We start from the raw sequence: 25,246 nt of genomic DNA on the forward strand, positions 1-25,246 counted from the left end.
ACATGTCCGAACGCATCGTGCCGAGCGGGGACGTCGAGCTGTGGAGCGACGACTTCGGTGACCCTGCGGACCCGGCGCTGCTGCTCGTCATGGGCGGCAACCTCTCCGCCCTCGGCTGGCCCGACGAGTTCGCCCGGCGGCTCGCCGACGGCGGCCTCCACGTCATCCGCTACGACCACCGCGACACCGGCCGCTCCACCACCCGCGACTTCGCCGCGCACCCCTACGGCTTCGGCGAGCTGGCCGCCGACGCGGTCGCCGTCCTCGACGGCTGGGGCGTCGGCCGGGCCCATGTCGTCGGCCTGTCGATGGGGGCGACCATCACCCAGGTCATCGCGCTCGACCACCACGACCGGCTGAGCAGCCTGACCATGATGCTCGGCGGCGGGCTCGACATCGACTTCGACGCCAACATCGAGCGCGTGATGCGCGGCGAACCCACGCTGGACGGCCTGCCCGGGCCCCAGCAGCCGTTCCTGGACGCGCTCGCCCTGATGAACCAGCCGGCCGAGGGACGCGCCGCCGAGGTGGCCAAGCGCGTGAGCAAGTGGCGCATCCTCTCCGGCACGGGCGTGCCGTTCGACGACGCCGAGTACGCGCGGTGGGAGGAACGGGCGATCGACCACGCGGGGGGCGCCCTCGCCGAGCCGTACGCGCACTACTCGCTGACCCTGCCGCCGCCGTCCCGGGCCGCCGAGCTGCGCGACGTCACCGTGCCGACCCTGGTCATCCAGGCCGAACACGACCCCATCGCCCCCGCGCCGCACGGCAAGCACCTCGCCGGGCTCATCCCCACCGCCCGCCTCGCGGAGATCCCGGGCATGGGCCACGCCCTGCCCTCCTCGGTCCACGGACCGCTCGCCGAGGTCATCCTCGCCCACACCCGCTCGGCGGCCTGACCGTGGCGGACGAGCAGCGGGCGGGAGAGACGATGTACGGGGCCGACCTCGCCCGGGTCTACGACCTGGTGCACCGCGAGCGCGGCAAGGACTACCGCGCCGAGACCGAGGCGGTCGCCGCCGCGGCCCGGCGGAGCAGGCCGGGCGCCGGACGGCTGCTCGACGTCGCGTGCGGCACCGGAGGGCATCTGCGGCACTTCGCCGACCTCTTCGACCACGTCGAGGGAGTGGAGCTGTCCGCGCCGATGGCCGAGGAGGCGCGTGCCGCGCTGCCCGGGGTGACCGTGCACGCGGGCGACATGCGCGACTTCCGCCTCGGCACCACCTTCGACGTCGTGACCTGCATGTTCGGCTCCGTCGGCTATATGACGTCGGTCGCCGAACTCGGCCAGGCGCTGAGGATGTTCGCCCGGCATCTGGAGCCGGGCGGGGTGGCCGTGGTCGACCCGTGGTGGTTCTACGAGACGTTCGCCGACGGCCATGTCTCCGCCGACATCGTGACCGTCGACGGCGTCACCGTCTCCCGGGTCTCGCACTCCGCCCGCCGGGGCCGTACCTCGCACATGGACGTGCACTTCGTCGTCGCCGAACCCGGCGCCGGAGCCCAGCACTTCGTCGACACCCACATCATCTCCCTGTTCAGCCGGGCCGAGTACGAACAGGCCTTCCGGGAGGCCGGCTTCGCGGTCGAGTACCTGCCGGAGGCGCCGTCGGGGCGGGGGCTGTTCGTCGGTGTCCGGGTGTGAACCGGCTGACTCGCACGGACCCAAGAGAACGACGCGAACGACGAGAGAGGAACGACATGAACGACCACGAGGTCGATGTTCTGGTGGTGGGTGCGGGCCTCGGGGGCCTGTCGACGGCGATGTTCCTCGCCCGGCAGGGCGTCCGCGTGCTCGTGGTGGAGCGCAGGCCGGGCCTCTCGCCCTATCCGCGGGCCGCCGGGCAGAACCCGCGGACCATGGAGCTGCTGCGCATCGGGGGCGTCGCGGACGAGGTGGTCCGGGCCGACGACATCCGCGGCACCCAGGGCGACTTCGTCATCCGGCTCGCCGAGAGCGTGCGGGGCGAGATCCTGCGGACCGTCTCGGAGAGCTTCGACGACATGGTGGCCGCCACCGAGCCGTGCACACCGGCCGGCTGGGCGATGCTGTCCCAGGACAAGCTGGAGCCGATCCTGCTCGCGCAGGCGAAGAAGCACGGCGGCGCCATCCGCTTCGACACCCGGCTGCTGTCGTTCCGCCAGGACGACGACGGCGCCGGTGTGACGGCCCGGCTGGCGGGGCCGGACGGCGAGTACGACCTGCGCGCCGGGTATCTCGTGGGCGCCGACGGCAACCGCAGCCTGGTGCGGGAGTCGCTGGGCATCGGGCGGTACGGGCACGGCACGCTGACCCACATGGTCGGGGTCATCTTCGACGCGGACCTCTCCGGCATCATGGAGCCGGGCACGACCGGCTGGTACTACCTCCACCACCCGGAGTTCACGGGCACGTTCGGGCCGACGGACCGGCCCGACCGGCACACCCTCTTCGTCGAGTACGACCCCGACGAGGGCGAGAGCCCCGAGGACTTCACACCGCAGCGCTGCGTCGAACTCATCGGCCTCGCCCTGGACGCACCCGAGGTGAAGCCCGAGCTCGTCGACATCCAGGGCTGGGAGATGGCGGCCCGCATCGCCGAACGCTGGCGCGAGGGGCGGGTGTTCCTGGCCGGGGACGCGGCGAAGGTCACCCCGCCGACCGGGGGCATGAGCGGCAACGCGGCCGTCGCCGACGGGTTCGACCTGGCCTGGAAGCTCGCGGCGGTGCTGCAGGGACAGGCCGGGGCGGGGCTGCTCGGCACGTACGAGGACGAGCGCAAGGTCGCCGCGGAGCTGGTCGTGGCCGAGGCGCTGGCGATCTACGCGCAGCGGATGGCGCCGCACATGGCGGAGGTGTGGGACAAGTCGGTGGGGTACCCCGAGACGCTGCTCGGGTTCCGCTACCGCTCCTCGGCGGTCCTGGCCACGGACGACGATCCGGCGCGGGTGGAGAATCCGCTGACGCCGAGCGGGCGTCCCGGCTTCCGGGGGCCGCATGTCCTGGTGTCGCGGCACGGGGAGCGGCTCTCCACGGTCGATCTGTTCGGTGACGGGTGGACGTTGCTGGTGGGGGAGCTGGGGGCGGACTGGGTCGCGGCGGCGGAGGCGGTCTCTGCGGAACTGGGGGTGCCTGTGCGGGCGTACCGGGTCGGGGCGGGGCTGACTGATCCCGAGAGTGCGGTGTCCGAGCGGTATGGCATCGGGAAGGCGGGGGCGAGTCTGGTGCGGCCGGACGGGATCGTGGCCTGGCGTACGGATGAGGCGGCGGTTGATGCGGGGCAGACGCTTGAGGGGGTTCTGCGTCGGGTTCTTGACCGCTGACGGAATGGCTTCGCGCCCCGCCGGAGGAGTTGGCGGGGCGCGGTGTCGTTGGCGGCTGCGGGGCGGTGGGGGTTGTTCGCGCAGTTCCCCGCGCCCCTGAAAGAGAAGGGTGGGTCAGCGCAGGCCCATGTCCTGCGCCAGGGCGTCGTGCGGAGAGGACTTCGGGTCGCCGACGATGCGGGCCGCGCGGCGGACCCGGTCCACCAGGAAAGCCTGGCGCCGGATCGCCGACATGCCGGCCAAGGGGCCGCCGCCCGTGAGGGCCGCGCGGACGAAGGCGTCCATCGCGTTGAAGACCTGGTTGTCCTCGGGCAGCGAGCGCTCCGTCACCACGTCCTGCTGCTCGATCCTGACCACCGGCTTGAGCTGCTCGGGAGGGGTGAAGGCACGCCGGACGCTCACCCGGCCCCGGTTGCCCCACAGCGCGTAGGCCGAGCGGTAGGAGTGCTCGAAGCCGAAGTCCAGCTGGGCCGTCACGCCCCGGTCGTCGCTCAGCAGCACGCTGCCGGCCACATCGGCCCCGGTCGCCTCGTCGACGCGCAGACACGCCCCGAGGACGTCGAGCTCCCCGGTGAGGTAGAGCTGGGCCGCCCGCAGGGGATACACCCCGACGTCGAGCAACGCGCCCCCGCCCAGGGCCGGCTGGTACCGGAACGACTCGGGTGCCAGCGGCGGCACCGCGAACGACCCGGAGAACAGCCGCAGTTCCCCCACGGACTCGTCGAGCATCGCGCGTACCGCCGCGTGCTGGGAATGGTGCAGGAACATGAAGTTCTCGGCGAGCACGAGTCCGAGTTCCGACGCGGTCGACATCAGCTCGAGAGTTTTCTCGTACGTGTCCGACATCGGTTTCTCGACCAGCACGTGCTTTCCCGAACGCAAAGCCCGTAGCGCCCACTCGTGATGCATGCCGGGCGGCAGCGGAATATAAACGGCGTCGAGGTCGTCCCGCTCGACGAGCGCCGCGTAATCCCCCACGCCACCGCAGCCGAAAGCGGCCCCCACGCGCTCGGCCCTGGCCTTGTCCCGGCTGGCCACCGCGACGAGGTCGACGTGGTCATGCGCGGCGAGCACGGGCATGATCCGGCGAATCGCGATGTTCGCCGTGCCGATCACGCCCATGCGGAGCGCCCGTTGCTGACGGTGCTCTGGCATAGGGATCCTCATCACCTTGCGGGAGTCCAGTGGGTTCCCCACCGTACGACCGGGAGATCAAGCACTGCTTGAGGAACGGTGGATACGGAAAACGGCAGTTCGAGTGTTCTTCTAATTCGGCCCCGTACCTTGCCGAGGTAATCGGATGACGGAGGTGGCGGGGTGACGGCGGCGACGAATGCCCTGGGGCGCGAACTGCAACTCGTCCACGCGGCACAGTGGCTCTACGCGATCAACGCGGAGCCGTTCGTACCGGGGGAGGGTGACCCGTATGCCCGGCTGGTACGGGGGTTCGAGAGCGGCGAGAACGGCACGGACGACGCGGGCGGAACCCTCGCGTCGATCGTGGAGCGGGGGCCGGTGTGGCGCAGCCGGCTCGACACCTGGGTCGTCACCGGCCCCGCGGCGGTGCGGGAGTTGTCCGCCGGCGCGGAACCGGCGGTGTCCGCCGCGGTGCCGCAGGCGGAGGCCTGGCTGCCCGACCCGGAGCGGCAGCGCACGACGGGACTCGCCCGGGACCTGGCGCGGCGGGGCGGGACGAGGGCCGTGGGGAGGCTGGCCGGATCGCTGCGGGAGCAGGCCGGGCAGGCCGCGGCGCGGCTCGGCCCGGGCCCGGTCGACCTGGTGGCGGACTTCGCCGAGCCACTGACCGCGGCCGCGTACGCCGTGGTCCTGGACGTCCCCGAGGAGCGCCGCGCGGCGTTCGCCGCCGACCTCGCCGCGGCGGCCCCGGCCGTGGACGCGCTGCTCTGCCCGCAGACGCTGGACACGACGCGGCGCCTGGCGGCAGGCGTACGCGGACTCCGGGAATTCTTCGCCGGGCGCTCCCACGCCGAGGCGGACCTGGTCCTCGCGGTGGCCGGGGCCCGGGCCGCGGCGGACCTGCTCGGCGACGCGCTGCGCGGCCTCCTCGACCGGCCGCGGGACTGGGCGCTGCTGCGCTCGGCCCCCGCGCACGCGGCTCGCCTGGTCGAGGAGGCCCTGCACCAGCGGCCGCCGTGGCGGGCGTGCCCCCTGGTGGCCCTCGCCACGGCCGAGGTGGCCGGCACCCGTATCGAGGCCGGTGACAGCCTGACCGCCATCACCACCGCCGCCGTGCCGGGTGGGCCCAGCGGCATCGCTGGGCCCACCGGGATCGCCGCGGCCGACGGGGCCGGCCGGACCGCCGGGGCCACCGTGCCCCCCGGCACCGCCGGGATCAGTCGGACCGCCGGGGCCACAGTGCCCGTCGGAGCCGTCGGAGCCGCCGGGACTGCCGGGACTGCCGGGACCGTCGGAGCCGCCGGGGCCGCCGAACCCGGCGCGGTCACCTTGCCCGGCGAGGCCACCAGGACCAGCGGCGCCCCGGCGCCCCTCCCCGTGGCCGCCTGCGCCACCCTGCTCCCGGCCGCTCGGGCGCTCGCCGAGCACGGGCTGGTGGCGCTGGCCGCGCGGTTCCCGCTGCTGCGGCTGGACGGCGAGCCGGTGCGCACGCGCCGGGCGCCCCTGACCCGGCGCCTGGTCAGGCTGCCGGCCCGACTCGGCGAGGAGGAGACGCGATGAGGGTTCTGTTCACCTCACTGGCCCACCACACCCACTACTACCCGCTCGTACCGCTCGCCTGGGCGCTGCGCACCGCGGGCCACGAGGTGCGGATCGCCAGCCAGCCCGAGCTGACCGACGTCATCACGGGTACGGGACTGACCGCCGTCCCCGTGGAGTGGTCGCTCGGCGCCCTGGAGGACCTCGGGCTGCTCGGTCAGCTGCACGACGAGGCCTCGGCCCATGTGCAGGGCTTCGACTACGCCGCCCGGGGCGAACACCCATGGGACTACGAGCGGTTGCTGGCACTGGAGAACATCATGGTGCCCACGCTCTACGGCGCTCTCAACAACGACACCATGGTCGACGCGCTCGTGGACTTCGCCCGCTCCTGGCAGCCCGACCTCGTCGTCTGGGAGACCTTCACCCTCGCCGGGGCCATCGCGGCCCGGGTGACGGGCGCGGCGCACTGCCGGCTGGTCTCGGGCCCCGACATCAGCGTGCGGGCCCGCAAGGAGTTCCTGCGGCTGGCCGCCGAGCAGGAGCCGGAGCACCGCGAGGACCCCACCGCCGAGTGGCTGGAGCGCACGCTGCGGCGGCTGGGATCCGACGCCGGGTTCGACGAGGACATGGTCACCGGCCAGTGGACGGTGAACACCACACCGCCCAGCACCCAGCTCGACCTGAAGCTGCCGACCGTGCAGGTGCGCCACGTGCCGTACAACGGCCCCGCGGTGGTGCCGGACTGGCTGCGGGCCGCCCCCGGGCGCAGCCGCGTCTGCGTGACGCTCGGCTCCTCGGCCTCCGACGTCGGCGTCGACATGGCCGAGCTCCTGGCCCACCTCGCGGAGCTGGACGCGGAGATCGTCGCGACCGTCGACGAGGCGACCCGCGAGGCGGCCGGGGACCTGCCGGACAACGTACGCCTGGTCGACTTCGTCCCGCTCAACGACCTGCTGCCCACGTGCGACGCGATCGTGCACCACGGCGGTGTCGGCACCAAGGCGACGGCCGAACTGCACGCCGTGCCCCAGCTGATCCTGGCCTTCGGCTGGGACACCGAGGTCATGGGGCGCGGACTGGAGGACATCGGCGCCGGCCTGTGCGTGCCGAGCGCCGACCTGCTTCCGGACGTCCTGCGCAAGCAGGTCCAGCGGCTGGTCGGCGAGCCGTCCTTCGCGCGTGGCGCCCGCCGGCTCCAGGAGGAACTGCTCGCGGTGCCCAGTCCCAACGAGGTCGTTCCGGTGCTGGAGCGGCTGGTCGCCGAGCACGGCACGCACGGCTCAGTCCACGACCGAGGGTGAGGGATCCAGACGTGACGGACACCAAGGCGCTGGTGCTGGAACTGGCGCGCAAGTACCACAAGGAACAGGAACCGCGCGGGTTCGAACCCGGGGTCACGCCGATCCTGTCCTCGGGCGCGGTCCTCGACGAGGAGGACCGGGGCGCCCTGGTCGAGGCGGCGCTGGAGATGCGGATCGCCGCCGGGGTGCGCACCCGGAAGTTCGAGAGCGAGTTCGCCCGCTACTTCCGGCTGCGCAAGGCCCACATGGTGAACTCGGGATCGTCGGCCAACCTGCTGGCGGTCAGCGCGCTCACCTCGCCGAAGCTGAAGGACCTGCGGCTGCGCCCAGGCGACGAGGCCATCACGGTGGGCGCCGGCTTCCCGACCACGATCAACCCGCTCGTCCAGAACGGCCTGACACCGGTCTTCGTGGACGTGGAACTGGGCACCTACAACGCCTCCCTGGCCCAGATCGAGGCGGCGATCTCCCCGCGCACCAGGCTCATCATGATCGCGCACGCCCTGGGCAACCCGTTCCCCGTCGCCGAGGTCGCGGAACTGGCCCGCCGGCACGATCTGTTCTTCATCGAGGACAACTGCGACGCCGTCGGCTCCACCTACGGAGGCAGGCTCACCGGCACCTTCGGCGACCTGTCGACGGTGAGCTTCTACCCGGCCCACCACATCACCGCCGGTGAGGGCGGCTGCGTCCTCACGTCGAGTCTGGAACTGGCCCGGATCGTCGAGTCGATGCGCGACTGGGGCCGGGACTGCTGGTGCGAACCGGGCACGGACAACACCTGCCTGAAGCGGTTCGACTACCAGCTCGGCACCCTCCCGGCCGGCTACGACCACAAGTACATCTTCTCCCACGTCGGCTACAACCTGAAGGCCACCGACCTCCAAGGCGCCCTGGCACTCAGCCAGTTGAAGAAGGTCGACGACTTCGGCGCGGCCCGGCGGCACAACTGGCAGCGGCTGCGGGACGGTCTGGCCGAGGTGCCCGGACTGCTGCTGCCGCGGGCCACCCCCGGAAGCGACCCCAGCTGGTTCGGCTTCGCCCTGACCGTGCTGCCCGACGCGGGCTTCACCCGCAGGGACCTCGTCGACTTCCTGGAGGGCCGCAGGATCGGCACCCGCCGGCTGTTCGGCGGGAACATCACCCGCCATCCCGCCTACGAGGACGTGCGCTACCGGATCGTGGACGAGCTGGTCAACTGCGACACCGTCACGGAGGACACCTTCTGGATCGGCGTCTATCCGGGGCTCACCAAAGAAATGCTCGACTACGTCGTCGAGTCCATCACCGAGTTCTGCACGCGAAGGGGCTGATCGGAGCATGTCCTCACCCACCAGCCGGGTCGCCGTCGTCACCGGCGCCACCAGCGGGATCGGTCTCGCCGTCACCCGGTCCCTGGCCGCCGTCGGCCACCGCGTGTTCCTCTGCGCCCGGGACGCCGACCGGGTCGCGCTCACGGTCAAGGAGCTGCGCGCCGAGGGCCACGACGTGGACGGCGCCGCCTGCGACGTACGGGAGGTGGCGGAGATCGAGGTGCTGATGTCCGCCGCGGTCGAGCGCTACGGGCCCGTCGAGGTGCTCGTCAACAACGCCGGCCGCAGCGGCGGCGGCCCCACGCACACCATCGCCGACGAGCTGTGGGACGACGTGATGGCCACCAACCTGGACAGCGTCTTCCGCGTCACCCGCGCCGCCCTGACCACCGGCCGCATGCGGGAGGGCGGCTGGGGCCGGGTCGTCAGCATCGCCTCCACCGGCGGCAAGCAGGGCGTGGTGCTGGGCGCCCCCTACTCCGCCTCCAAGCACGGGGTCGTCGGCTTCACCAAGGCCCTGGGGCTGGAACTGGCCAAGTCCGGGATCACGGTCAACGCGGTGTGCCCCGGCTATGTGGAGACGCCCATGGCGGTGCGGGTCCGGCAGGGCTACGCCGCCGCCTGGGAGACCACCGAGGAGGAGGTGCTCGACCGGTTCCAGGCCAAGATCCCGCTCGGCCGCTACACCACGCCCGACGAGGTGGCGGGCATGGTCGGCTACCTGCTGACCGACGCGGCATCGTCCGTCACCGCGCAGGCGATCAACGTCTGCGGCGGGCTGGGAAACTACTGAGGAGAGCCATGTCGGACGAGACCGTGCACACCACCGTCCACGAGATCGAGGTGCGGGCCCCGGCCGAGGCCGTGTTCGACCTGGTCGCCGGGGCCTCCCGCTGGCCGGTGCACTTCCCGCCGAGCGTGCACGTCGAGCGCCTGGAGGGCGACGACCGGCAGGAGCGGCTGAGGATCTGGGCGACGGCCAACGACGAGGTCAAGAGCTGGACCTCGCGCCGCGAACTGGACCGGGCCGGATTACGGGTGACGTTCCGGCAGGAGGAGTCGCGGGCGCCGGTGCGGAGCATGAGCGGCGAGTGGCTGCTGGAGCCGCTCGGCGACAAGCGGACCCGGGTGCGGTTCACCCACGCGTTCACCGCCGTCGACGACGCCCCCGAGCACGTCGAGTGGATCCGCCGGGCCATCGACACCAACACCGGGTCCGAACTGGAGGCCCTGCGCAGGGGCGTGGAGGACGCGGACCCGGAGCTCACCTTCACGTTCGACGACAGCGTGCGCGTCGACGGCTCGGCGAAGGACGCGTACGAGTTCATCCGTGCGGCCGACCGCTGGACGGAGCGGCTGCCGCACGTCGCCCGGGTCGTCCTCACCGAGGACACCCCGAACGAGCAGATCCTGGAGATGGACACGCTCACCGCCGACGGCGCGACCCACACCACCCGTTCGGTGCGCGTCTGCTTCCCCGCCGAGCGGATCGTCTACAAGCAGATCCGGACACCCGCGCTGATGGCCGCCCACACCGGCGAGTGGATCTTCGAGGAGGACGACAAGGGCTGCACCGTCACCTCCCGGCACACCGTGCGGATCGCGCCGGACGCCGTGACGAGCGTCCTCGGTCCGACGGCGGACGTGGCGGCCGCCCGCACCATGATCCGGGAGGCGCTCGGCCGCAACAGCCTCACGACGCTGCGGTGCGCGGCCGACCACGCCGAGCGGCTGCGCGGCGCCGAGCCGGTCCCCGCCGGGACGTACGTCGCCGTGCAGCGGTTCTACGCACGGCAGATGCGGCTCCTCGACGAGCGGCGGGCCGAGGAGTGGGCCCGGACGTTCACCGAGGACGGCGTCTTCGCGCAGAACATCGCCCCCGAGCCCCTGCGCGGCCGGGACGCCGTCGCCGCCGCCGTACGCCGCAACCTGGAGCGGACGGCGGACACACCGGAGCAGCGGCGGCATGTGTTCTCCATGCTCACCGTGGCGCCCGGGCCCGACGGCTCCCTGAGCACCCGCTGCTACGCACAGGTCCTGGTCACCCCGGCCGGGGGACCGGCCAGGCTGCACCTGAGCGCGGTGTGCGAGGACGAACTGGTGCCGCACGGCGACGGCTGGCTCGTGCGCCACCGCAGGGTCGAGCACGACGGCGTCTGAGCCGCCGCCGGCCGGGCACACACGACGACGGGCCGCACCGGTTGCAGGTGCGGCCCGTCGGCGTGCGGTCGGAGGCCCGTGCGGCCCGACTGCAGGTGCCGCCCGGCTGTCCGTGGAGCCCGGGCGGCGGCGAGACCCCGGCGCCCGCGCGGCACGTGACGGCGGCCCGGGTTTGGGTGAGGCTCCGGCGCTCGCATGGAGGTGTCGGCGGCCCGGACCTCGATGTGGCCCGGCGGCGGGCGGTCCGGGGCCCCGTGTGGCCCGGCGGGTGCGGTCCGGCCGTCTTCCGGCCCGGACACGGAGAGCCCGGCAGGCCTTGCGGCCCGGGCCCTCCGTGTGGCTCGGCGGCGTGCGGTCCGGCTCTCCGTGCGGGTCGGCAGCCCGCGCCGCCCGAACTCCGTGTGGCCCGGCGGCGGGCGGTCCGTCCCTCCGTCCGGCCCGGACACGGCGGGCCTGGCCGAGCTTGCGGCCCGGGCCCTCCGTGTGGTCCGGCGGCGTGCGGTTCGGCTCTCCGTCGGGCCCGGACACGGCGGGCCTGGCCGAGCTTGCGGCCCGGGCCCTCCGTGTGGTCCGGCGGCGTGCGGTCCGGCTCTCCGTGCCGCCCGGGGGAGCGGTCAGGTCAGGGAGAGACCGCCGTCGACCGGGACGACCGCGCCCGTCATGTAGCGGCCCTCGGGGTCGGCCAGCGCGGTGATCCACCAGGCCACGTCCTCGGGCGTGGCGACCCGCCCGAGCGGGATCCGCTCGGCGAGCTGTCCGAGGAACCCCTGGTACTCCTCGGCGGACATGCCGACGCGCTCGCCGATGCCGGTGTCGGTCACGCCCGGGGCGACCGACACCACCCGGATACCGCGCGGTGCGAGCTCCACGGCCCAGGTGCGGGTGAAGTGGTTCAGCGCCGCCTTCGTCGCCCAGTAGACCGAGTTGTCGGGGAACCCCTGGATGCCCAGCGAGCCTGCCGAGCTGACGTTGACGATGGTGCCGCCGGTCGCCTCCAGGGCCTCCAGCGCGGCCTGCGCCACGAAGGCCGGGGCGATCAGGTTGACGGCGACCTGTTGCTCGGTCACGGCCCGGTCGAGTTTGGCGAGCGGCGCGAACGTGCCGGTCCCGGCGTTGTTGACCAGCACGTCCAGCCGCCCGAACGCCCGCAGCGCGGCCTCCACCACCGCCTCGCCGGCCCCCGGCTCGGTGATGTCCGCGACCAGGGTGCGGATGCCGTCGTGGCCCTCGGCCGTCTCGTCGAGGGCGGCGGCGGTGCGGCCCACGACCAGGACACGGTCTCCCCGCCCCGCGAAGCGGCGGGCCGTCGCACGGCCGATTCCGGTGCCTCCACCAGTGATGATCACAGTCCTAGGAGTCATGCCGGGACGCTACTGACGAGGGCTCGAAGCCGGGTCGAGGTCAGAGCGCCGGCCGGTCGTCCCGGGTGATGTGCCGCTCCGCCACGAGCAGTTCGCCGTCCCGCCGGACCAGCCGGTCGCGCATCACGCAGGACAGCTCCAGGCGCGGTGCGCCGCCCCGCGGGGTGGCCAGGATCTGCACGTACGAGACGGCCTCGGTCCCGGCGCCGGTGCTCCGGGCGGTCGTCATGGTCACCCAGTGCCGGTGCGTCTCCCCGGCCGCGGCCCGCCCCTCGACCGCCGCCCGAGCGCCGGCGGCGATGCCGTCCCGGCCCCGGACGGGCTCCGTCATCGACGGGGCCAGGAAGGTGGCGTCGGAGGTGAAGGTGCCTGCCCACGCCTCCGCCTCGCCACCGTCGAGCAGCTGCATGTGGCGGGCGTAGAACTGCTCGATCTCGGTGTCGTTCATGAACAACCTCCCCTACGACGGTTCTCCGGTCCCGACCCTGACGCACCCCTGTCGCACGTCTGTCGAATCCCGCTCGAGACGGCCGCGCGGTCGTCGAGCGGTCTTCCAATGCCTTCCGAGCGGCTGCGGCCAGGCTGGCCGGGTCGTCCAGGAGGTGACCGTGCGCATCATTGACCTGTCCTCGCCGGTGGACGCCGGCTCGTTCGAACCGGACCCGGTGGTCCACGAGGTGATGTCCCCACGCGAGGGCGCGCTGCACATGCGCGACGAGATGCGGCGCCACTTCGACATCGAGTTCGACCCCGACGACCTGCCCGACGGCGAGTTCCTCTCGCTGGACCGGCTGAGTCTGACCACCCACACCGGCACGCACGTCGACGCGCCCTCGCACTACGGCTCCCGGACGACGTACGGCACCGGCGTGCCCCGGCACATCGACGCGATGCCGCTGGAGTGGTTCCTCGCCCCCGGGGTCGTCCTGGACGTCCGGGGCCGCGAGGCGGGTGTGGTCGACGCGGCGGACCTGCGCAAGGAACTCGACCGGATCGGCTACCCGCTCGCCCCGTCCGACATCGTGCTCCTGAACACCGGCGCATCCGCGTGGTCGGGCACGAGCCGGTACTTCACCGACTTCGTCGGTCTCGACGCGAGCGCCATCGCCTTCCTGCTCGACGCGGGCATCCGGGTGGTCGGCACCGACGCGTTCAGCCTGGACGCGCCGTTCACCACGATCATCGCCGAGTACCGGCGCACCGGGGACCCCGCCGTGCTCTGGCCGGCCCATGTCGCCGGACGCCACCGGGAGTACTGCCAGATCGAGCGGCTCGCGGGCCTCGAGGAGCTGCCCGCGCCGTACGGCTTCCAGGTGGCCTGCTTCCCGGTGAAGGTCGCCGGCGCCGGGGCCGGCTGGGCGCGCGCGGTCGCCCTCGTCGACGACCAGGCCCCCCTGACCAGCCCCTGACCCGAGGAGAAACCATGTACAGCACCGACCTCGCCGAGGTCTACGAGACGGTGTACCGCAGCCGGGGCAAGGACTGGGCGGCGGAGGCCGAGGACATCGCGGCCGTGGCACGCCGGCACGCCCCGGGCGCCGACACGCTGCTCGACGTGGCCTGTGGCACCGCCGCCCATCTCGGCCCCTTCAGCAAGCTCTTCGCCACGGCGGAGGGCCTGGAGATCGCGGCGCCCATGCGTGATCTGGCGCTGGAGCGGTGGCCCGGCCTGACCATCCACGAGGGCGACATGCGCGACTTCGACCTCGGCCGCCGGTACTCCGTCGTCACCTGCATGTTCTGTGCCATCGGCTATCTGGGCAGCGTCGAGGAGATGCGCTCCGCCGTGGCCTCGATGGCCCGTCACCTCGAACCGGGCGGCGCGCTGGTCATCGAACCCTGGTGGTTCCCCGAGCAGTTCAAGGAGGGGTTCGTCGCCGGGGACCTGGCCCGCGAGGGCGAGAGGACCGTCGCCCGGATCTCCCACTCCACCCTCCAGGGACGCGCGACCCGGATGGAGGTCCGGTTCCTCGTCGGCGAGCCGTCGGGCATCCGGACCTTCACCGAGATCGACGTACTGACCCTGTTCACGCGCGAGGAGTACGAGCAGGCGTTCAAGGACGCCGGATGCTCCGTCACGTACCAGCCGGGCCCGCCGACCGGCCGCGGCCTCTTCACCGGAGTCAAGGAGCGGGAGGTGTCCGGGCGATGACCACCTATGTCTGGGACTATCTGCGGGAGTACGCCGAGGAACGCGAGGAACTCCTCGACGCCGTCGACACGGTGTTCCAGTCCGGTCAGCTCGTCCTCGGACAGAGCGTCTCCGGCTTCGAGCAGGAGTTCGCCGCCTACCACGGGCAGCCGCACTGCGTCGGCGTCGACAACGGCACCAACGCCATAGTCCTCGGCCTCCAGGCGCTCGGCGTGAAGCCGGGCGACGACGTGCTCACGGTGTCCAACACGGCGGCCCCCACGGTCCTGGCCATCGACGCCGTGGGAGCCCGGCCGGTCTTCGTCGACGTGCGCGAGGAGGACTACCTCATGCGCACCGACCTGCTGGAGGGCGCGCTCACCGAGCGGACCACGGCGATCGTGCCGGTGCACCTGTACGGGCAGTGCGTCGACATGGCCGCGGTGACCGCCTTCGCCGAGCGCCACGGCCTGAAGGTCCTGGAGGACTGCGCCCAGGCCCACGGCGCCCGCCACCACGGCCGGCTCGCCGGGACCATGGGCGACGCCGCGGCCTTCTCCTTCTACCCGACGAAGGTCCTCGGGGCGTACGGCGACGGCGGGGCGGTGGTCACCCACGACTCGGGCACGGACGCGGAGCTGCGCCGGCTGCGCTACTACGGCATGGAGGACAGGTACTACGTTGTCCAGACTCCCGGGCACAACAGCCGCCTCGACGAGGTCCAGGCCGAGATCCTCCGCCGCAAGCTACGGCGCCTCGACACCTACGTCGAGGGCCGGCGGCGCGTGGCGCGACGCTATGCGGAGGGGCTGGGGGACACCGGCCTGGTCCTGCCCGCGAACGCGGTGGGCAATGATCACGTCCACTACGTCCACGTGGTCCGCCACCCCGAGCGGGACCGGATCATCGAGCGGCTCAAGGCGTACGACATCGAGCTGAACATCAGCTACCCCTGGCCGGTGCACACGATGTCCGGCTTCGCGCACCTCGGCTACCACGAGGGCGATCTGCCGGTGACCGAGCGGCTGGCGAAGGAGATCTTCTCGCTGCCGATGTACCCCTCGCTGCCGCGGCACGTCCAGGAGAAGGTGATCGAGGCGCTGCGCGAGGTGATCGCCGGGCTGTGACGCCGTGTCCCTGTGCGAAACGCCGTGTCCCGGTGAGGCGGTCCGCCTCACCGGGACACGGCGTTTCAGGGGCCCTGCCGTCAGCCCGCGTGGTACAGGCTGTGCAGGCAGGCGATCAGGCTGCGGGCCTGGACGTTGACGTAGTGGCTGTGCCGCAGCAGGTCCGACAGCTGGTGCAGCGTCATCCAGCGGTGGTCGGGATGGTCGCGGGGCACGTCCTGGTCGGTCTCCACGATCAGGTAGCGGTTCAGCGCGTGGAAGAAGCGGCCGCCCTCCTCGGAGAGCACCGTGTCGAACCGGACGCGCTCCTCGGGAGCCCCCAGCACCTCGTCGAGGAAGGGCGGCGCGGCCTGGCCGGGCAGCTGCGCGTGGCTCTCCGCGACGCACTGCACGGTGGGGCCCAGCTCCACCACGTCCGCGAAGCCCGGCTCCACGCGCGCGTGCACGAGGACGTGCAGCACCCCCTCGAAACGCCGGACGAGGAAGGCGATGACGCCCTGTCCCACCGGTTCGATCATCGGCTGGCTCCACCGGTGGACCTCACGGCCGCCGGCGTCGACCCGCACCCCGATGACGTCGAAGAAGGCGCCCGCGTCGTGGCGGATGCGGTCGTCGGTGCGGCTCCAGTCGCGCAGCTCGCCGAGCGCGACCCGGCGGACCGCGATGTCGCTGCTGGTGCGCCGGTCGGTGATCCAGCCGAGGATCTCCGCCGCGCTGTGCACACTCACCGCCCCGGGATCGCCCGAGCGCAGCAGCGCCGACCCGAAGTCGTCCCCGTCGGGCTTCTCGGTGTCCGCACCGGTGAACGGCAGGCACGACAGCACGGTCCGGGCGTCCATGTTGACCGTGTCCCGGCGCCCCAGCAGCTCATGGATCTGGCCGAGCGTCATCCAGCGGTACCCGTCGAGGGCCTCCACCGGCTCGGGCAGTTCGACGACCACGTTGCGGTTGCGCTTGCGGTAGAACCACGACCCCTGCTCGGACTGCCGTACGTCCGCGAGCACTCCCGGACGGCTGTGGATGTCCATGAAGTGCTCCAGATACGGCACCGCGCGCCCCTGGTGGACCCGGGTGTAGTTGCTCCGGGTCGCCTGGACGGTCGGGGAGAGCTGGAGCCCCTCGGCGTTGCCGGGCTCGACCTTCGCCTGCATCAGGCAGTGCAGCACCCCGTCGATCGGGGCGGTGAGAATGCCGAGGATGCCGATCTCGGGCTGGTTGATGATCGGCTGGGTCCACCGCGCCACCGGCGCGCCCGGGTTGCTGACCTCCAGCCCGTGCACGGTGAAGAAACGGCCCGTGTGGTGGCGCAGATCGCCGGTGCCCGGGTCGGTCTCCCAGCCCTCCAGGGCTTCCAGGGGGACCCGGTCGACATGGGTGTAGGCCCGCCGGCCGTAGTCGGCGAACCAGTCCGTGAAGTCGGAGAGGTCGCCGAGGGGGCCGGTCCGCGACCGGGCCGAATCGTCGATCCGCCGCTCGACGGGATCTCGCGTCGCCGCGGACGAGGGGGCAGGGGTGTCGCTCATGAGACCTCCAGGGAGGTGGTGTCCGCTGCCGCTTCCCACATCGCCCGGACGGACGCGCCGAGCGGGATCGTGGGCCGCCAGCCGAGCACCTGGGCGGCGAACCGGATGTCCGCGCAGGTCCAGCCGCCGCCCTTGCTGGCGACCTCGGCGGAGTTGAGCTTCACCGACGCGGCGTCCACGCCGGCCGCGTCGAAGAGGGCGTCGACCAGGTCGCGCATCGGCACCGCCTCGCCGCGCCCGATGTTCACGACCAGGCCGGTCACGGGCGCGTGCACCGCGGCGACCGCCGCCCGGGCCAGGTCCCGTACGTCGACGAAGTCCCGCCGGGCGTCGGCGACGTCGAGACCGATCACGTCGCCGGGGCCGAGGGCGCGCAGCCGGGCCACGACGGCACCGAGGAAGCTGGCCGTCGGGGTGTGCGGTCCGCAGACGTTGACCGCGCGCAGCACGACCCCGTCCACCCGGCCCGCCCGGGTCCGGTCGAGCAGATGCTCGGAGCCGGTGCGCTTGGTCAGCCCGTACGGGGTCAGCGGGCCGGGCTCGCGCTGTTCGTCGATGCGGACCCCGTCGGGCACGGGGCCGTACTCGTGGATCGACCCCATCTGGACGATCCGCAGCCGCCGGGAGGTCGCGACGCACCCCTCGACCAGGCGTTCCACGAGGTCGATGTGGGCGCTGCGCATCTCCTCGACGGTGGTGCCCCAGCCGCCGGTGGCGTTGATGACGGCGGTGACGCCGTGCCGGTCGAGGAGTGAGGCGAGCTCCTCCGGCGCGGCGGCGGCGACATCGAGGGGGACGAAGGCGTCCGCGCGGGTGTGCGGGGCCGGGTGCCGGGCCACCGCGAGCACCTGGTGCCCGGTCCGCAGCAGTTCGTCGCAGAGGCTGCGGCCGACGCACCCGGTGGAACCCAGCACGGCCACGGTCCCGGCGGCCGGCCCGCCCTGTGTGGTGGTGGACATCGCCGGGCTCAGCGCGTGGCGCCGATGCCGGAGGGCTGCCACAGGGCCTCCTCGACCGCCAGGGACTCGGCGTAGTCGGGCAGCAGGCCCTGGGCCCGCGCCGAGGCGAAGGACAGCGCGGCGGCGTCCCGGTCCGACTGCACCGTGTCCAGGCCCGAGGGGAGCCGCACCCCCAGGTCCTTGTCGAAGACGTCGACGGCCAGCTCGTTCTCGGCCACATAGGGGCCCGTGAGCAGATACGACATGACGGTGTCGTCCTCGAGCGCGACGAAGGCGTGGCCGACGCCGACCGGGAAGTACGAGGCGCGGAAGTGGACCTGGTCCATCTCGACCGCGTCCCACTGCCGGAAGGTGGGCGATCCGACCCGCAGGTCGACCACGATGTCGAGGGCCCGGCCGCGCGCGCAGTACACGTACTTCGCGGTGCCGGGCGGCGTGACGGTGAAGTGGATGCCGCGGATGGTGCCGCGCCGGGAGAGGCTGTGGTTGGTCTGCGCCACCGGGAAGTGCGGCCGCCCCAGGGCCTGCTGGAAGGCGTCGAGCTGGAAGGGGGAGACGAACAGCCCGCGGTGGTCGCGGAACTGTCGGGGCGTGAACTCGTACGCCCCCTCGACCTTGAGCTTACGGATCTGCATCGCTTGGTTCACCGTCCGGGAGGTAGTCGGGTACGGCAGGGCCGGCGGCCCGGGCGTGTGCGGGTGCGGCGCGCCGGTCACCGGCGGCGGTGCTCGACGGCCAGGCGCTCCAGCGTGGGGACGACCTGCGCGGGGGAGGGTGCGGCGAGCGCCTCGCGCCGCAGGGCCTCGGCGTTGCGCTTGAAGACCGGTTCCTCGAGCAGGCGGACGAGCAGCTCGCGCAGTCCCTTCGCGCTGAGCTTGCCCGGCACGTAGAGCCCGGCCTGGCGCTCTTCCAGGTAGCGGGACTTGTTGATGGTGTCCCAGACGCCGTCGACGACGATGAGCTGGGGCACGGCGTGGATCATCGCCGTGCCGAAGCTGCCGGACCCGCCGTGGTGGATCACCGCGTCGCAGGTGGGCAGCAGCGCGTCGAGCGGGACGAAGTCCACGGCCCGCACGTTGTCCGGCAGGGTGTCGAAGTCCGTCAGCTGCTTCTCGTTGAGCGTGGCGACGACCTCGACGTCCTCCAGCCCCGCGACGGCCTCCAGCAGGTCCCCGATGGAGGCCCGGTCGGCGCCGAGCACCTCGCGGTGCGCCACACCCAGGGTGATGCACACCCGGCGGCCCTTCTTCGGCGGTTCCTGGAGCCACTGCGGCACCGTGGACTGCCCGTTGTACGGCACGTAGCGCATCGGCACGTAGTGCAGATCCACCGGGAGCCGCATGGACGCCGGCAGCGGGCAGACGGTGAAGTCGCCTGTCACCGCAGCCTCTTCGAAGGAGGCGCCGTGCCGCTCCAGGCTCCAGGTGAGCCACTCGCGCAGCGGGTCGTCCCGCAGCTCCGGCGGGCGCGCGGCCAGCTGTCCGAGGAAGGTCTCGCGCATCAGGCCCGCCAGGTCGAGCCCGAACAGCAGCCGGCCGTGCGCCGTCCCGGTGGCCATGGCGGCGATCGCGCCGGCGAAGGTCATGGTGTCCCACAGGACCAGGTCCGGCTTCCAGGAGCGGCAGTGCTCCACCAGCTCGTCGACCATCTGGTCCGAGCAGCAGTTCTGGAAGACGACCGAGGTCATGGCCGTGAACACACCGAGCGTGTAGTCCGGGGTGAGCCGCTCCGGCCGGGTCTCGCTCATGTCGAGACCGACCTGCGCCTGGCTCTCCAGCTGGTCGACGTCCTGCCCGATGTTCTCCTGGGTCTCCTGCATCTGCTCGTCGAGATGCAGTTCCTCCCCGACACCGACGGCGGTCAGCCCCGTCTTGGTGATCTCGTCGGCCAGATCGGGATGACTGGCGATCCTGACGTCGTGGCCCGCTGCCTTCAGGGCCCAGGCGAGTGTCACCTGGGCGTGCATGTGCGACTTGGCGGCGAAGGTGGTGAAGAGTACCCGCATCCCAACCCCTGTTCCGGCGAACGACCCGTATGCGATGGGCCTCCACCCTCGGGCCGTGACCTCGTGCGGGAGTCGAGAGTCGTTGCAGCGGCACTCGATCCGGGGCGTATCGCGCGCTCCGCCCCTCCCGGGCTCGCGGAGAACAGCAGGTCATGTACTACCGTGGGATCAGCCGGCGGGGCCCGGCCACAGTGACAGGACCCCTTGAGGGCGGAGCACCGGTTGCCGGTCCGTGCCGTGAGGGAGATTCAGCAGGGAGACGATGTCTGCCACGAGATTGCTCGTCCTGGGCGTCGTGCGCATGCACGGACGGGCGCACGGCTATCTGGTCCGTTCCGAGCTGCTGTCCTGGGGTGCCGACGAATGGGCGCACATCAAGTTCGGCTCGATCTACCACGCGCTGCGGCAGCTGGCCAAGGACGGGCTGCTGAAGTCGACCGACATCCCGGACTGGCCGGGCCGGGTCGACTACGAGATCGCGCCGCCGGGCGACGAGGAGTTCTTCCGGCTGCTGCGTGACGCGCTGCGCCAGGGGAACAACCGGGCGGACATGCTGGGCGCCGCGCTCGTCCTGCTGCCCGCGCTCAGCCGCAAGGAGGCGATCGCTCTGCTGCGCGAGCGCATCGCGTCGCTCTCGGCCGAACAGTCGGAGCTGATCGCCAAGGTCGACGAGACGGCCGGCGAGCGGCCGCAGCGGGCCCACATCCGTGAGCTGCTCGGCCTCTGGGAGCACGGCGCCGCCAGTCAGGCCGCCTGGACCGAGGCGCTGATCGAGCGCCTGGAGGCGGGCGCCTACGTCATGGCGGGGGAGGACAAGGGCGCCTGACGGGGAGCCCTTCCGGCCGTTGATCGGGATCGGGTGGAGGACGGTACGCCTCCCGTGATACTCAAGTTTGTATACCCATGACGCCGGTCCCGAGAGGACGATCGCTGTGCCGATCATGCTGACCTCGGAAGACGTGGACGACGCCTTCGACGACGAGGCCTTCATGGAGGAGCGGTTCTCCGACGTCCAGCGGCTGCTCCTCGGCCACGGTCCGGCGCTCGGTCCCGAGACCCTGGTCCTGCTTCCCGCCACGCACTGCCGGCTGACCGTGGGACCGCACGCTTCCGGCCCCTTCGGCCGCTGCTTCGCCGTCCGTCTCGAACCCGGCGCGGGCCTGTCCGCCGCGTGCGTGGAACTGCTGCTCGCCGACGACGGGTCCCTCCTCGGCCTCGTGGACGCCGGTGCCCTCGACGGCTGGCGCGGCGCCATCCCCGCCGGACTCGCCGCGCGGTACCTCGCCCCGCCGGCCCCCTCCGCGCTCGGCCTCTTCGGCACCGGGGAGGCGGCCTGGTCCTGCCTTCTCGTCCTGCACCACGCCCTGCCCTCGCTCTCCGAGGTGCGAGTCGTCGGCCGGGAGCCTGACCGGGCCCGGGACTTCGCAGCCGCCGCCGCCCTGCGCACCGGCCTGAGGGTGCGCGTGTCCGAGGACGCCCGCACCACCGCCGCGGGCGCCGACGTCGTCGCCACCACCGGCGGCCACCCGCCCGTCAGCGCCGAATGGCTCGCGGCCGGAGCGCTCCTGATCGACCAGACCGCCACGGTCGTGACGGCCGCGCCCGGTGACCCCCGCGATCCGGTGATCGGCGTTCGCCCCTTCGGTGGCGACACCGGCCCGACCGCCCGCCCGCCCGGGGCCGCGGCCGCGCCGCCCGCCTCGGCCCCCGCCGTCCGGCACGTCGGCATCGCTCCCCCCGGCGGCCGCTCCACCGGCACCCAGCACGAGCCGCTCCCGCTCGCCGAGATCGTCGCGGGCCGGGCCCTGCCCCGGCGCAGCGGCTCCGACATCGTCCGCTACCAGGGCGGTGAGCTGGCCGGCTGGAGCGTCATCGCCGCCGTCGCCGGACTCGGCCACGCCTGGCAGCGGGATGTCGGCACCGCCGTGCGGCTGGGGCGCGGGGGCCCCTGACCCAGGCCGTGTCCGCAAGGTCCCGCCTGCCCCGCGACGCCTGGCACGCTCCCCCACTGCCTCAAGGGCGCGGGAGGTGCCTCCACTCGCCGCACCGGGCGAACCCCCGAGTACATCCAGCACGAGGGGCTCCGCCCGGCACGCCGAGAGCGGGCTCCCCCAGTCTCGGCTGCGCTCGACGGGGAGGTACCCCCATGACGCCGCGGGGCCCGCCCTCCAGGCGGACGACGGGACTTTGCGGACACGACCTGGGGCGGGATCCAGCCGTCTACTAGGCCGCCGCGAGGAACGCGCCGGAGGGTTTCAGTCTGACCTCGGCGTACGCGTCGCCGGACGCCCGGACGATGAGGAGCACCGATCCCATGTCAGCCGATCAGCCCGGCCCCGCCTCCGGCGGCCCGGCCACCTTCGTGAACAGCTTCACGCTTCGCACCTCCCCGGAGGAGTTCGAGGACGTCTTCGCCCGCACGGCGCGTTTCATGGAGCGCCAGCCCGGATTCCTCGGCTACACCCTCGTACGCCACCTGGAGAAGCCGCACAGCTACGTCAACATCGCCCGCTGGTCCGACGTCTCCGCCTTCCGTGCCGCCGTCGGCCAGGCCGACTTCCGGCCGCACGCCGAGGCGCTGCGGGAGATCAGCACCAGCAGCTCCAACCTCTACCTGGAGCGGCACAGCGCGACCGGGGAGGCACGATGACCCGGCGGGTCGCGATCACCGGCATCGGGGTGGTGGCCCCCGGCGGCATCGGCACCAAGCAGTTCTGGCAGACCATCACCGGCGGCCGCACCGCTACCCGGACCATCAGCCTCTTCGACCCCGCCCCCTTCCGCTCCCGGATCGCCGCCGAGTGCGACTTCGACGCCGCGGAGCAGGGGCTGAGCGCCGAGGACGCCGAACGGCTCGACAGGGCGGCACAGTTCGCCCTGGTCGCGCTGCGCGAGGCCGTCACCGACAGCGGACTGGAGCCCGGCCCCGAGACCGCCCACCGCACCGGCGTCAGCCTCGGCAGCGCGGTCGGCTGCACCCAGAAACTCGAACAGGAGTATCTGGCCCTCAGCGGCGGCGGACAGGAGTGGCTGGTCGACCACACCGCCGCGAGCGCCCATCTCTACGACCACTTCGTGCCGAGCTCGATGGCCGCCGAGCTCGCCTGGGAGGCCGGCGCCGAAGGCCCCTGCACCGTCGTGTCGGCCGGCTGCACCTCCGGCCTCGACTCGGTCGGGCACGCGGTGGCCCTCATCCGCGAGGGCCTGGCCGATGTGATGATCGCCGGGGCCACCGACGCCCCCATCTCCCCGATCACCGTGGCGTGCTTCGACGCCATCCGGGCCACCTCGCCCCGCAACGACGACCCGGCGACCGCGCTGCGCCCCTTCGACCGCACCCGCAACGGCTTCGTCCTCGGCGAGGGCGCCGCCGTCCTGGTCCTCGAGGAACTCACCGCGGCCCGGGCCCGGGGCGCCCATGTGTACGCCGAGATCGCCGGCTACGCCTCGCGCGGCAACGCGTACCACATGACCGGACTGCGCACCGACGGACGCGAGCTGGCCGCCGCCGTCGACGCCGCCCTCGACGAGGCCCGCCTCGGCCCCGACGCGCTGGGCTATGTCAACGCCCACGGCACCGCCACCAAGCAGAACGACGTGCACGAGACTGCCGCCCTCAAGCGCAGCCTCGGAGCCGCGGCCCACCGGGTCCCGGTCAGCTCCATCAAGTCGATGATCGGGCACTCGCTGGGCGCCATCGGCTCCATCGAGGTCGCCGCCACCGCGCTGGCCCTCGAACACGGCGTCATCCCGCCCACCGCGAACCTCACCGACCCCGACCCCGAACTCGACCTGGACTACGTCCCCCTGCACGCCAGGGAGCGCGACATGTCGGCCGCGCTCACCGTGGGCAGCGGCTTCGGCGGCTTCCAGAGCGCCATGGTGCTGCGCCGGCCCGAGGGGCGGGCCGCATGACCCCGGTCGTGGTCACGGGCATCGGGGTCGTCGCCCCCACCGGCATCGGACTCGACGCCTACTGGGCGGCGACGCTGCGCGGCGAGGACGGCATCCGGCGCGTCCAGGCGTTCGACCCCACCCGCTATCCGACGCGGCGGGCGGGCGAGGTGACCGGGTTCGAGGCGGGCGACCACCTGCCCAGCCGGCTGATCCCGCAGACCGACCGCATGACCCAGTTCGCCCTGGCCGCGGCCGACTGGGCCGTCGCCGACGCCGGCATCGACCTCGACTCCGTGCCGTCGCTGGCACGCGGCGTCGTCACGGCCGGCGCCTCCGGCGGCTTCGGCTTCGGCCAGCGCGAACTGCAGCACCTGTGGGGCGAGTCCCCCAAGAAGGTCAGCGCCTACATGTCCTTCGCCTGGTTCTACGCCGTCAACACCGGCCAGATCTCCATCCGGCACGGCATGAACGGGCCGACCGGCGTCTTCGTCGGCGAGCAGGCCGGGGGCCTGGACGCCCTCGCCCACGCCGGACGCCAGATCCGCTCCGGTGCGCGGCTGATGATCTCCGGCGGCATGGACTGCTCCCTGTGCCCGTACGGCATGGCCGCCCAACTGGCCGGCGGACGGCTCACCACCGACGCCTACCTGCCCTTCGACGACCGGGCCTCCGGTCATCTGCCCGGCGAGGGCGGCGCGCTGCTCACCCTGGAGAGCGCCGAGGGGGCCCGTGCCCGGGGGCGCCGCCCCTACGGCGAGATCGCCGGATTCGGCGCCACCTTCGACCCGCGCCCCGGGTCGGGGCGGCCCCCGACCCTGCGGCGGGCCGTCGAGCAGGCGCTCGCCGACGCCGGAGCCGATCCGCGGGACATCGCCGTCGTCCTCGCCGACGGCGCGGGCGTGCCCGAACTCGACGCGGCCGAGGCGGAGGCCCTGACCGCGGTCTTCGGCGCGGGCGGAGTCCCGGTCACCGTGCCCAAGACGGCCACCGGCCGGCTCTACTCCGGCGCCGGTCCGCTGGACGTGGTGACCGCCCTGCTGACCCTGCGCGACGGGCTCGCCCCGCCCACGGTCAACGTCACCCGGGTCCCCGACGCCTACGGCCTCGACCTCGTCGTCGGCCGGCCCCGGCCGGTCACCGGCACCGCGGCCCTGGTCCTGGCCCGCGGCCACCACGGCTTCAACAGCGCCATGGTCGTACGGGCCCCCGCGCCCGCCGAAGCGATCGCGGGGTCCGGGCGGAAGGTGGCGGCGTGAACGGCGGCGAGTTGTACATCCGGGTGACGGGGGCGTGGCTGCCGTCCGTCGAGTGGGTCGCGGAGGGTGGCTCCATGTCCGCCGGTGCCCTTGCGTGCCTGTCCGGGGAGAGGGGGATGGCGTGAACGGCGGCGAGTTGTACATCCGGGTGACGGGGGCGTGGCTGCCGTCCGTCGAGTGGGTCGCGGAGGGTCGCTCCATGTCCGCCGGTGCCCTTGCGTGCCTGTCCGG

The 25,246-nt window shown here is 72.9% G+C and carries 23 protein-coding genes; 16 read left to right on the forward strand and 7 right to left on the reverse strand.

Going from position 1 to position 25,246, the window contains the following annotated elements; translation table 11 throughout:
- Window positions 1-2 precede the first annotated feature (2 nt).
- From rdmC to rdmE, 3 genes are read left to right on the forward strand one after another with little or no spacing between them, the layout of a single operon-like run.
- Entirely contained in the window at window positions 3-899 is an 897-nt protein-coding gene (rdmC, locus tag ACZ58V_RS36830; protein WP_471295545.1) for an anthracycline biosynthesis tailoring methylesterase RdmC, read from the forward strand.
- A 32-nt stretch (window positions 900-931) separates the two neighbouring features.
- Window positions 932-1,645: a class I SAM-dependent methyltransferase gene (locus ACZ58V_RS36835; RefSeq protein WP_468192592.1), complete on the forward strand. Its 714-nt coding sequence runs from the start codon at window positions 932-934 to the stop codon at window positions 1,643-1,645.
- Between the two features lie 56 nt (window positions 1,646-1,701).
- A complete protein-coding gene (gene rdmE, locus ACZ58V_RS36840) occupies window positions 1,702-3,303 on the forward strand; it encodes an aklavinone 12-hydroxylase RdmE (protein ID WP_471295548.1) in 1,602 nt (533 codons plus the stop codon).
- Window positions 3,304-3,417: 114 nt separating this feature from the next.
- Here the strand turns inward: rdmE and ACZ58V_RS36845 are convergent, their stop codons facing one another.
- Window positions 3,418-4,425 carry a Gfo/Idh/MocA family protein gene (locus tag ACZ58V_RS36845; protein WP_471295679.1) on the reverse strand — a complete coding sequence of 336 codons (1,008 nt, stop codon included), beginning with the start codon at window positions 4,423-4,425 and terminating at the stop codon, window positions 3,418-3,420.
- A 195-nt stretch (window positions 4,426-4,620) separates the two neighbouring features.
- Between ACZ58V_RS36845 and ACZ58V_RS36850 the strand changes: the two genes are divergently transcribed.
- From ACZ58V_RS36850 to ACZ58V_RS36870, 5 genes are read left to right on the forward strand one after another with little or no spacing between them, the layout of a single operon-like run.
- Window positions 4,621-6,000, forward strand: a complete 1,380-nt coding sequence (locus ACZ58V_RS36850) for a cytochrome P450 family protein (RefSeq protein WP_471295550.1) — start codon at window positions 4,621-4,623, stop codon at window positions 5,998-6,000.
- Window positions 5,997-7,283 (forward strand): activator-dependent family glycosyltransferase, encoded by a 1,287-nt coding sequence (locus tag ACZ58V_RS36855; protein WP_471295553.1) that lies wholly within the window; start codon window positions 5,997-5,999, stop codon window positions 7,281-7,283. The genes ACZ58V_RS36850 and ACZ58V_RS36855 overlap by 4 nt, the downstream gene beginning before the upstream one ends.
- 11 nt (window positions 7,284-7,294) lie before the next feature.
- Entirely contained in the window at window positions 7,295-8,596 is a 1,302-nt protein-coding gene (gene rfbH, locus ACZ58V_RS36860) for a lipopolysaccharide biosynthesis protein RfbH (protein ID WP_468192586.1), read from the forward strand.
- 7 nt (window positions 8,597-8,603) lie between these two features.
- Window positions 8,604-9,389, forward strand: coding sequence for an SDR family NAD(P)-dependent oxidoreductase (locus ACZ58V_RS36865; RefSeq protein WP_471295555.1), 786 nt, complete (start codon window positions 8,604-8,606; stop codon window positions 9,387-9,389).
- 8 nt (window positions 9,390-9,397) lie between these two features.
- Window positions 9,398-10,756 carry a nuclear transport factor 2 family protein gene (locus ACZ58V_RS36870; RefSeq protein ID WP_471295558.1) on the forward strand — a complete coding sequence of 453 codons (1,359 nt, stop codon included), beginning with the start codon at window positions 9,398-9,400 and terminating at the stop codon, window positions 10,754-10,756.
- Window positions 10,757-11,370: 614 nt separating this feature from the next.
- On the opposite strand, the gene ACZ58V_RS36875 is transcribed toward ACZ58V_RS36870, so the two are convergent.
- The gene (locus ACZ58V_RS36875) at window positions 11,371-12,102 is read right to left on the reverse strand and encodes an SDR family NAD(P)-dependent oxidoreductase (protein WP_471295682.1); all 732 of its coding nucleotides are present in this window, start codon (window positions 12,100-12,102) and stop codon (window positions 11,371-11,373) included.
- 55 nt (window positions 12,103-12,157) lie between these two features.
- Window positions 12,158-12,565: a nuclear transport factor 2 family protein gene (locus ACZ58V_RS36880; RefSeq protein ID WP_468192582.1), complete on the reverse strand. Its 408-nt coding sequence runs from the start codon at window positions 12,563-12,565 to the stop codon at window positions 12,158-12,160.
- Between the two features lie 160 nt (window positions 12,566-12,725).
- Here ACZ58V_RS36880 and ACZ58V_RS36885 point away from each other — a divergent pair, with 160 nt between their 5' ends.
- The 3 genes from ACZ58V_RS36885 to ACZ58V_RS36895 are packed head-to-tail and all read left to right on the forward strand — an operon-like array spanning window position 12,726 to window position 15,375.
- The gene (locus ACZ58V_RS36885; RefSeq protein WP_189725824.1) at window positions 12,726-13,526 is read left to right on the forward strand and encodes a cyclase family protein; all 801 of its coding nucleotides are present in this window, start codon (window positions 12,726-12,728) and stop codon (window positions 13,524-13,526) included.
- Window positions 13,527-13,540: 14 nt separating this feature from the next.
- Window positions 13,541-14,269: a class I SAM-dependent methyltransferase gene (locus ACZ58V_RS36890; protein ID WP_399024632.1), complete on the forward strand. Its 729-nt coding sequence runs from the start codon at window positions 13,541-13,543 to the stop codon at window positions 14,267-14,269.
- Entirely contained in the window at window positions 14,266-15,375 is a 1,110-nt protein-coding gene (locus ACZ58V_RS36895) for a DegT/DnrJ/EryC1/StrS family aminotransferase (protein ID WP_468192580.1), read from the forward strand. Before ACZ58V_RS36890 ends, ACZ58V_RS36895 begins: the two co-directional genes overlap by 4 nt.
- Window positions 15,376-15,455: 80 nt before the next feature.
- On the opposite strand, the gene ACZ58V_RS36900 is transcribed toward ACZ58V_RS36895, so the two are convergent.
- From ACZ58V_RS36900 to ACZ58V_RS36915, 4 genes are all read right to left on the reverse strand, one after another.
- A complete protein-coding gene (locus ACZ58V_RS36900; RefSeq protein ID WP_468192579.1) occupies window positions 15,456-16,898 on the reverse strand; it encodes an NDP-hexose 2,3-dehydratase family protein in 1,443 nt (480 codons plus the stop codon).
- Complete coding sequence (locus ACZ58V_RS36905; RefSeq protein ID WP_471295562.1) at window positions 16,895-17,857, reverse strand: NAD-dependent epimerase/dehydratase family protein; 963 nt, start codon at window positions 17,855-17,857, stop codon at window positions 16,895-16,897. Before ACZ58V_RS36905 ends, ACZ58V_RS36900 begins: the two co-directional genes overlap by 4 nt.
- An 8-nt stretch (window positions 17,858-17,865) precedes the next feature.
- Window positions 17,866-18,492: a dTDP-4-dehydrorhamnose 3,5-epimerase family protein gene (locus tag ACZ58V_RS36910; RefSeq protein ID WP_468192576.1), complete on the reverse strand. Its 627-nt coding sequence runs from the start codon at window positions 18,490-18,492 to the stop codon at window positions 17,866-17,868.
- A 77-nt stretch (window positions 18,493-18,569) separates the two neighbouring features.
- Complete coding sequence (locus tag ACZ58V_RS36915; RefSeq protein WP_471295565.1) at window positions 18,570-19,862, reverse strand: activator-dependent family glycosyltransferase; 1,293 nt, start codon at window positions 19,860-19,862, stop codon at window positions 18,570-18,572.
- Window positions 19,863-20,124: 262 nt separating this feature from the next.
- Here ACZ58V_RS36915 and ACZ58V_RS36920 point away from each other — a divergent pair, with 262 nt between their 5' ends.
- The 5 genes from ACZ58V_RS36920 to ACZ58V_RS36940 all read left to right on the forward strand — a co-directional run bounded on the left by ACZ58V_RS36920 (window position 20,125) and on the right by ACZ58V_RS36940 (window position 25,015).
- Window positions 20,125-20,688, forward strand: coding sequence for a PadR family transcriptional regulator (locus ACZ58V_RS36920; protein ID WP_468192574.1), 564 nt, complete (start codon window positions 20,125-20,127; stop codon window positions 20,686-20,688).
- 115 nt (window positions 20,689-20,803) lie between these two features.
- A complete protein-coding gene (locus tag ACZ58V_RS36925) occupies window positions 20,804-21,814 on the forward strand; it encodes a hypothetical protein (protein ID WP_468192572.1) in 1,011 nt (336 codons plus the stop codon).
- Between the two features lie 362 nt (window positions 21,815-22,176).
- Window positions 22,177-22,512, forward strand: a complete 336-nt coding sequence (locus tag ACZ58V_RS36930; protein ID WP_471295568.1) for an antibiotic biosynthesis monooxygenase family protein — start codon at window positions 22,177-22,179, stop codon at window positions 22,510-22,512.
- Window positions 22,509-23,777 (forward strand): beta-ketoacyl-[acyl-carrier-protein] synthase family protein, encoded by a 1,269-nt coding sequence (locus tag ACZ58V_RS36935; RefSeq protein WP_468192570.1) that lies wholly within the window; start codon window positions 22,509-22,511, stop codon window positions 23,775-23,777. Before ACZ58V_RS36930 ends, ACZ58V_RS36935 begins: the two co-directional genes overlap by 4 nt.
- Window positions 23,774-25,015 carry a ketosynthase chain-length factor gene (locus tag ACZ58V_RS36940; protein WP_471295571.1) on the forward strand — a complete coding sequence of 414 codons (1,242 nt, stop codon included), beginning with the start codon at window positions 23,774-23,776 and terminating at the stop codon, window positions 25,013-25,015. Before ACZ58V_RS36935 ends, ACZ58V_RS36940 begins: the two co-directional genes overlap by 4 nt.
- The last annotated feature ends 231 nt before the right edge of the window (window positions 25,016-25,246 follow it).

This window comes from Streptomyces sp. NPDC040589 (genome assembly GCF_055594445.1).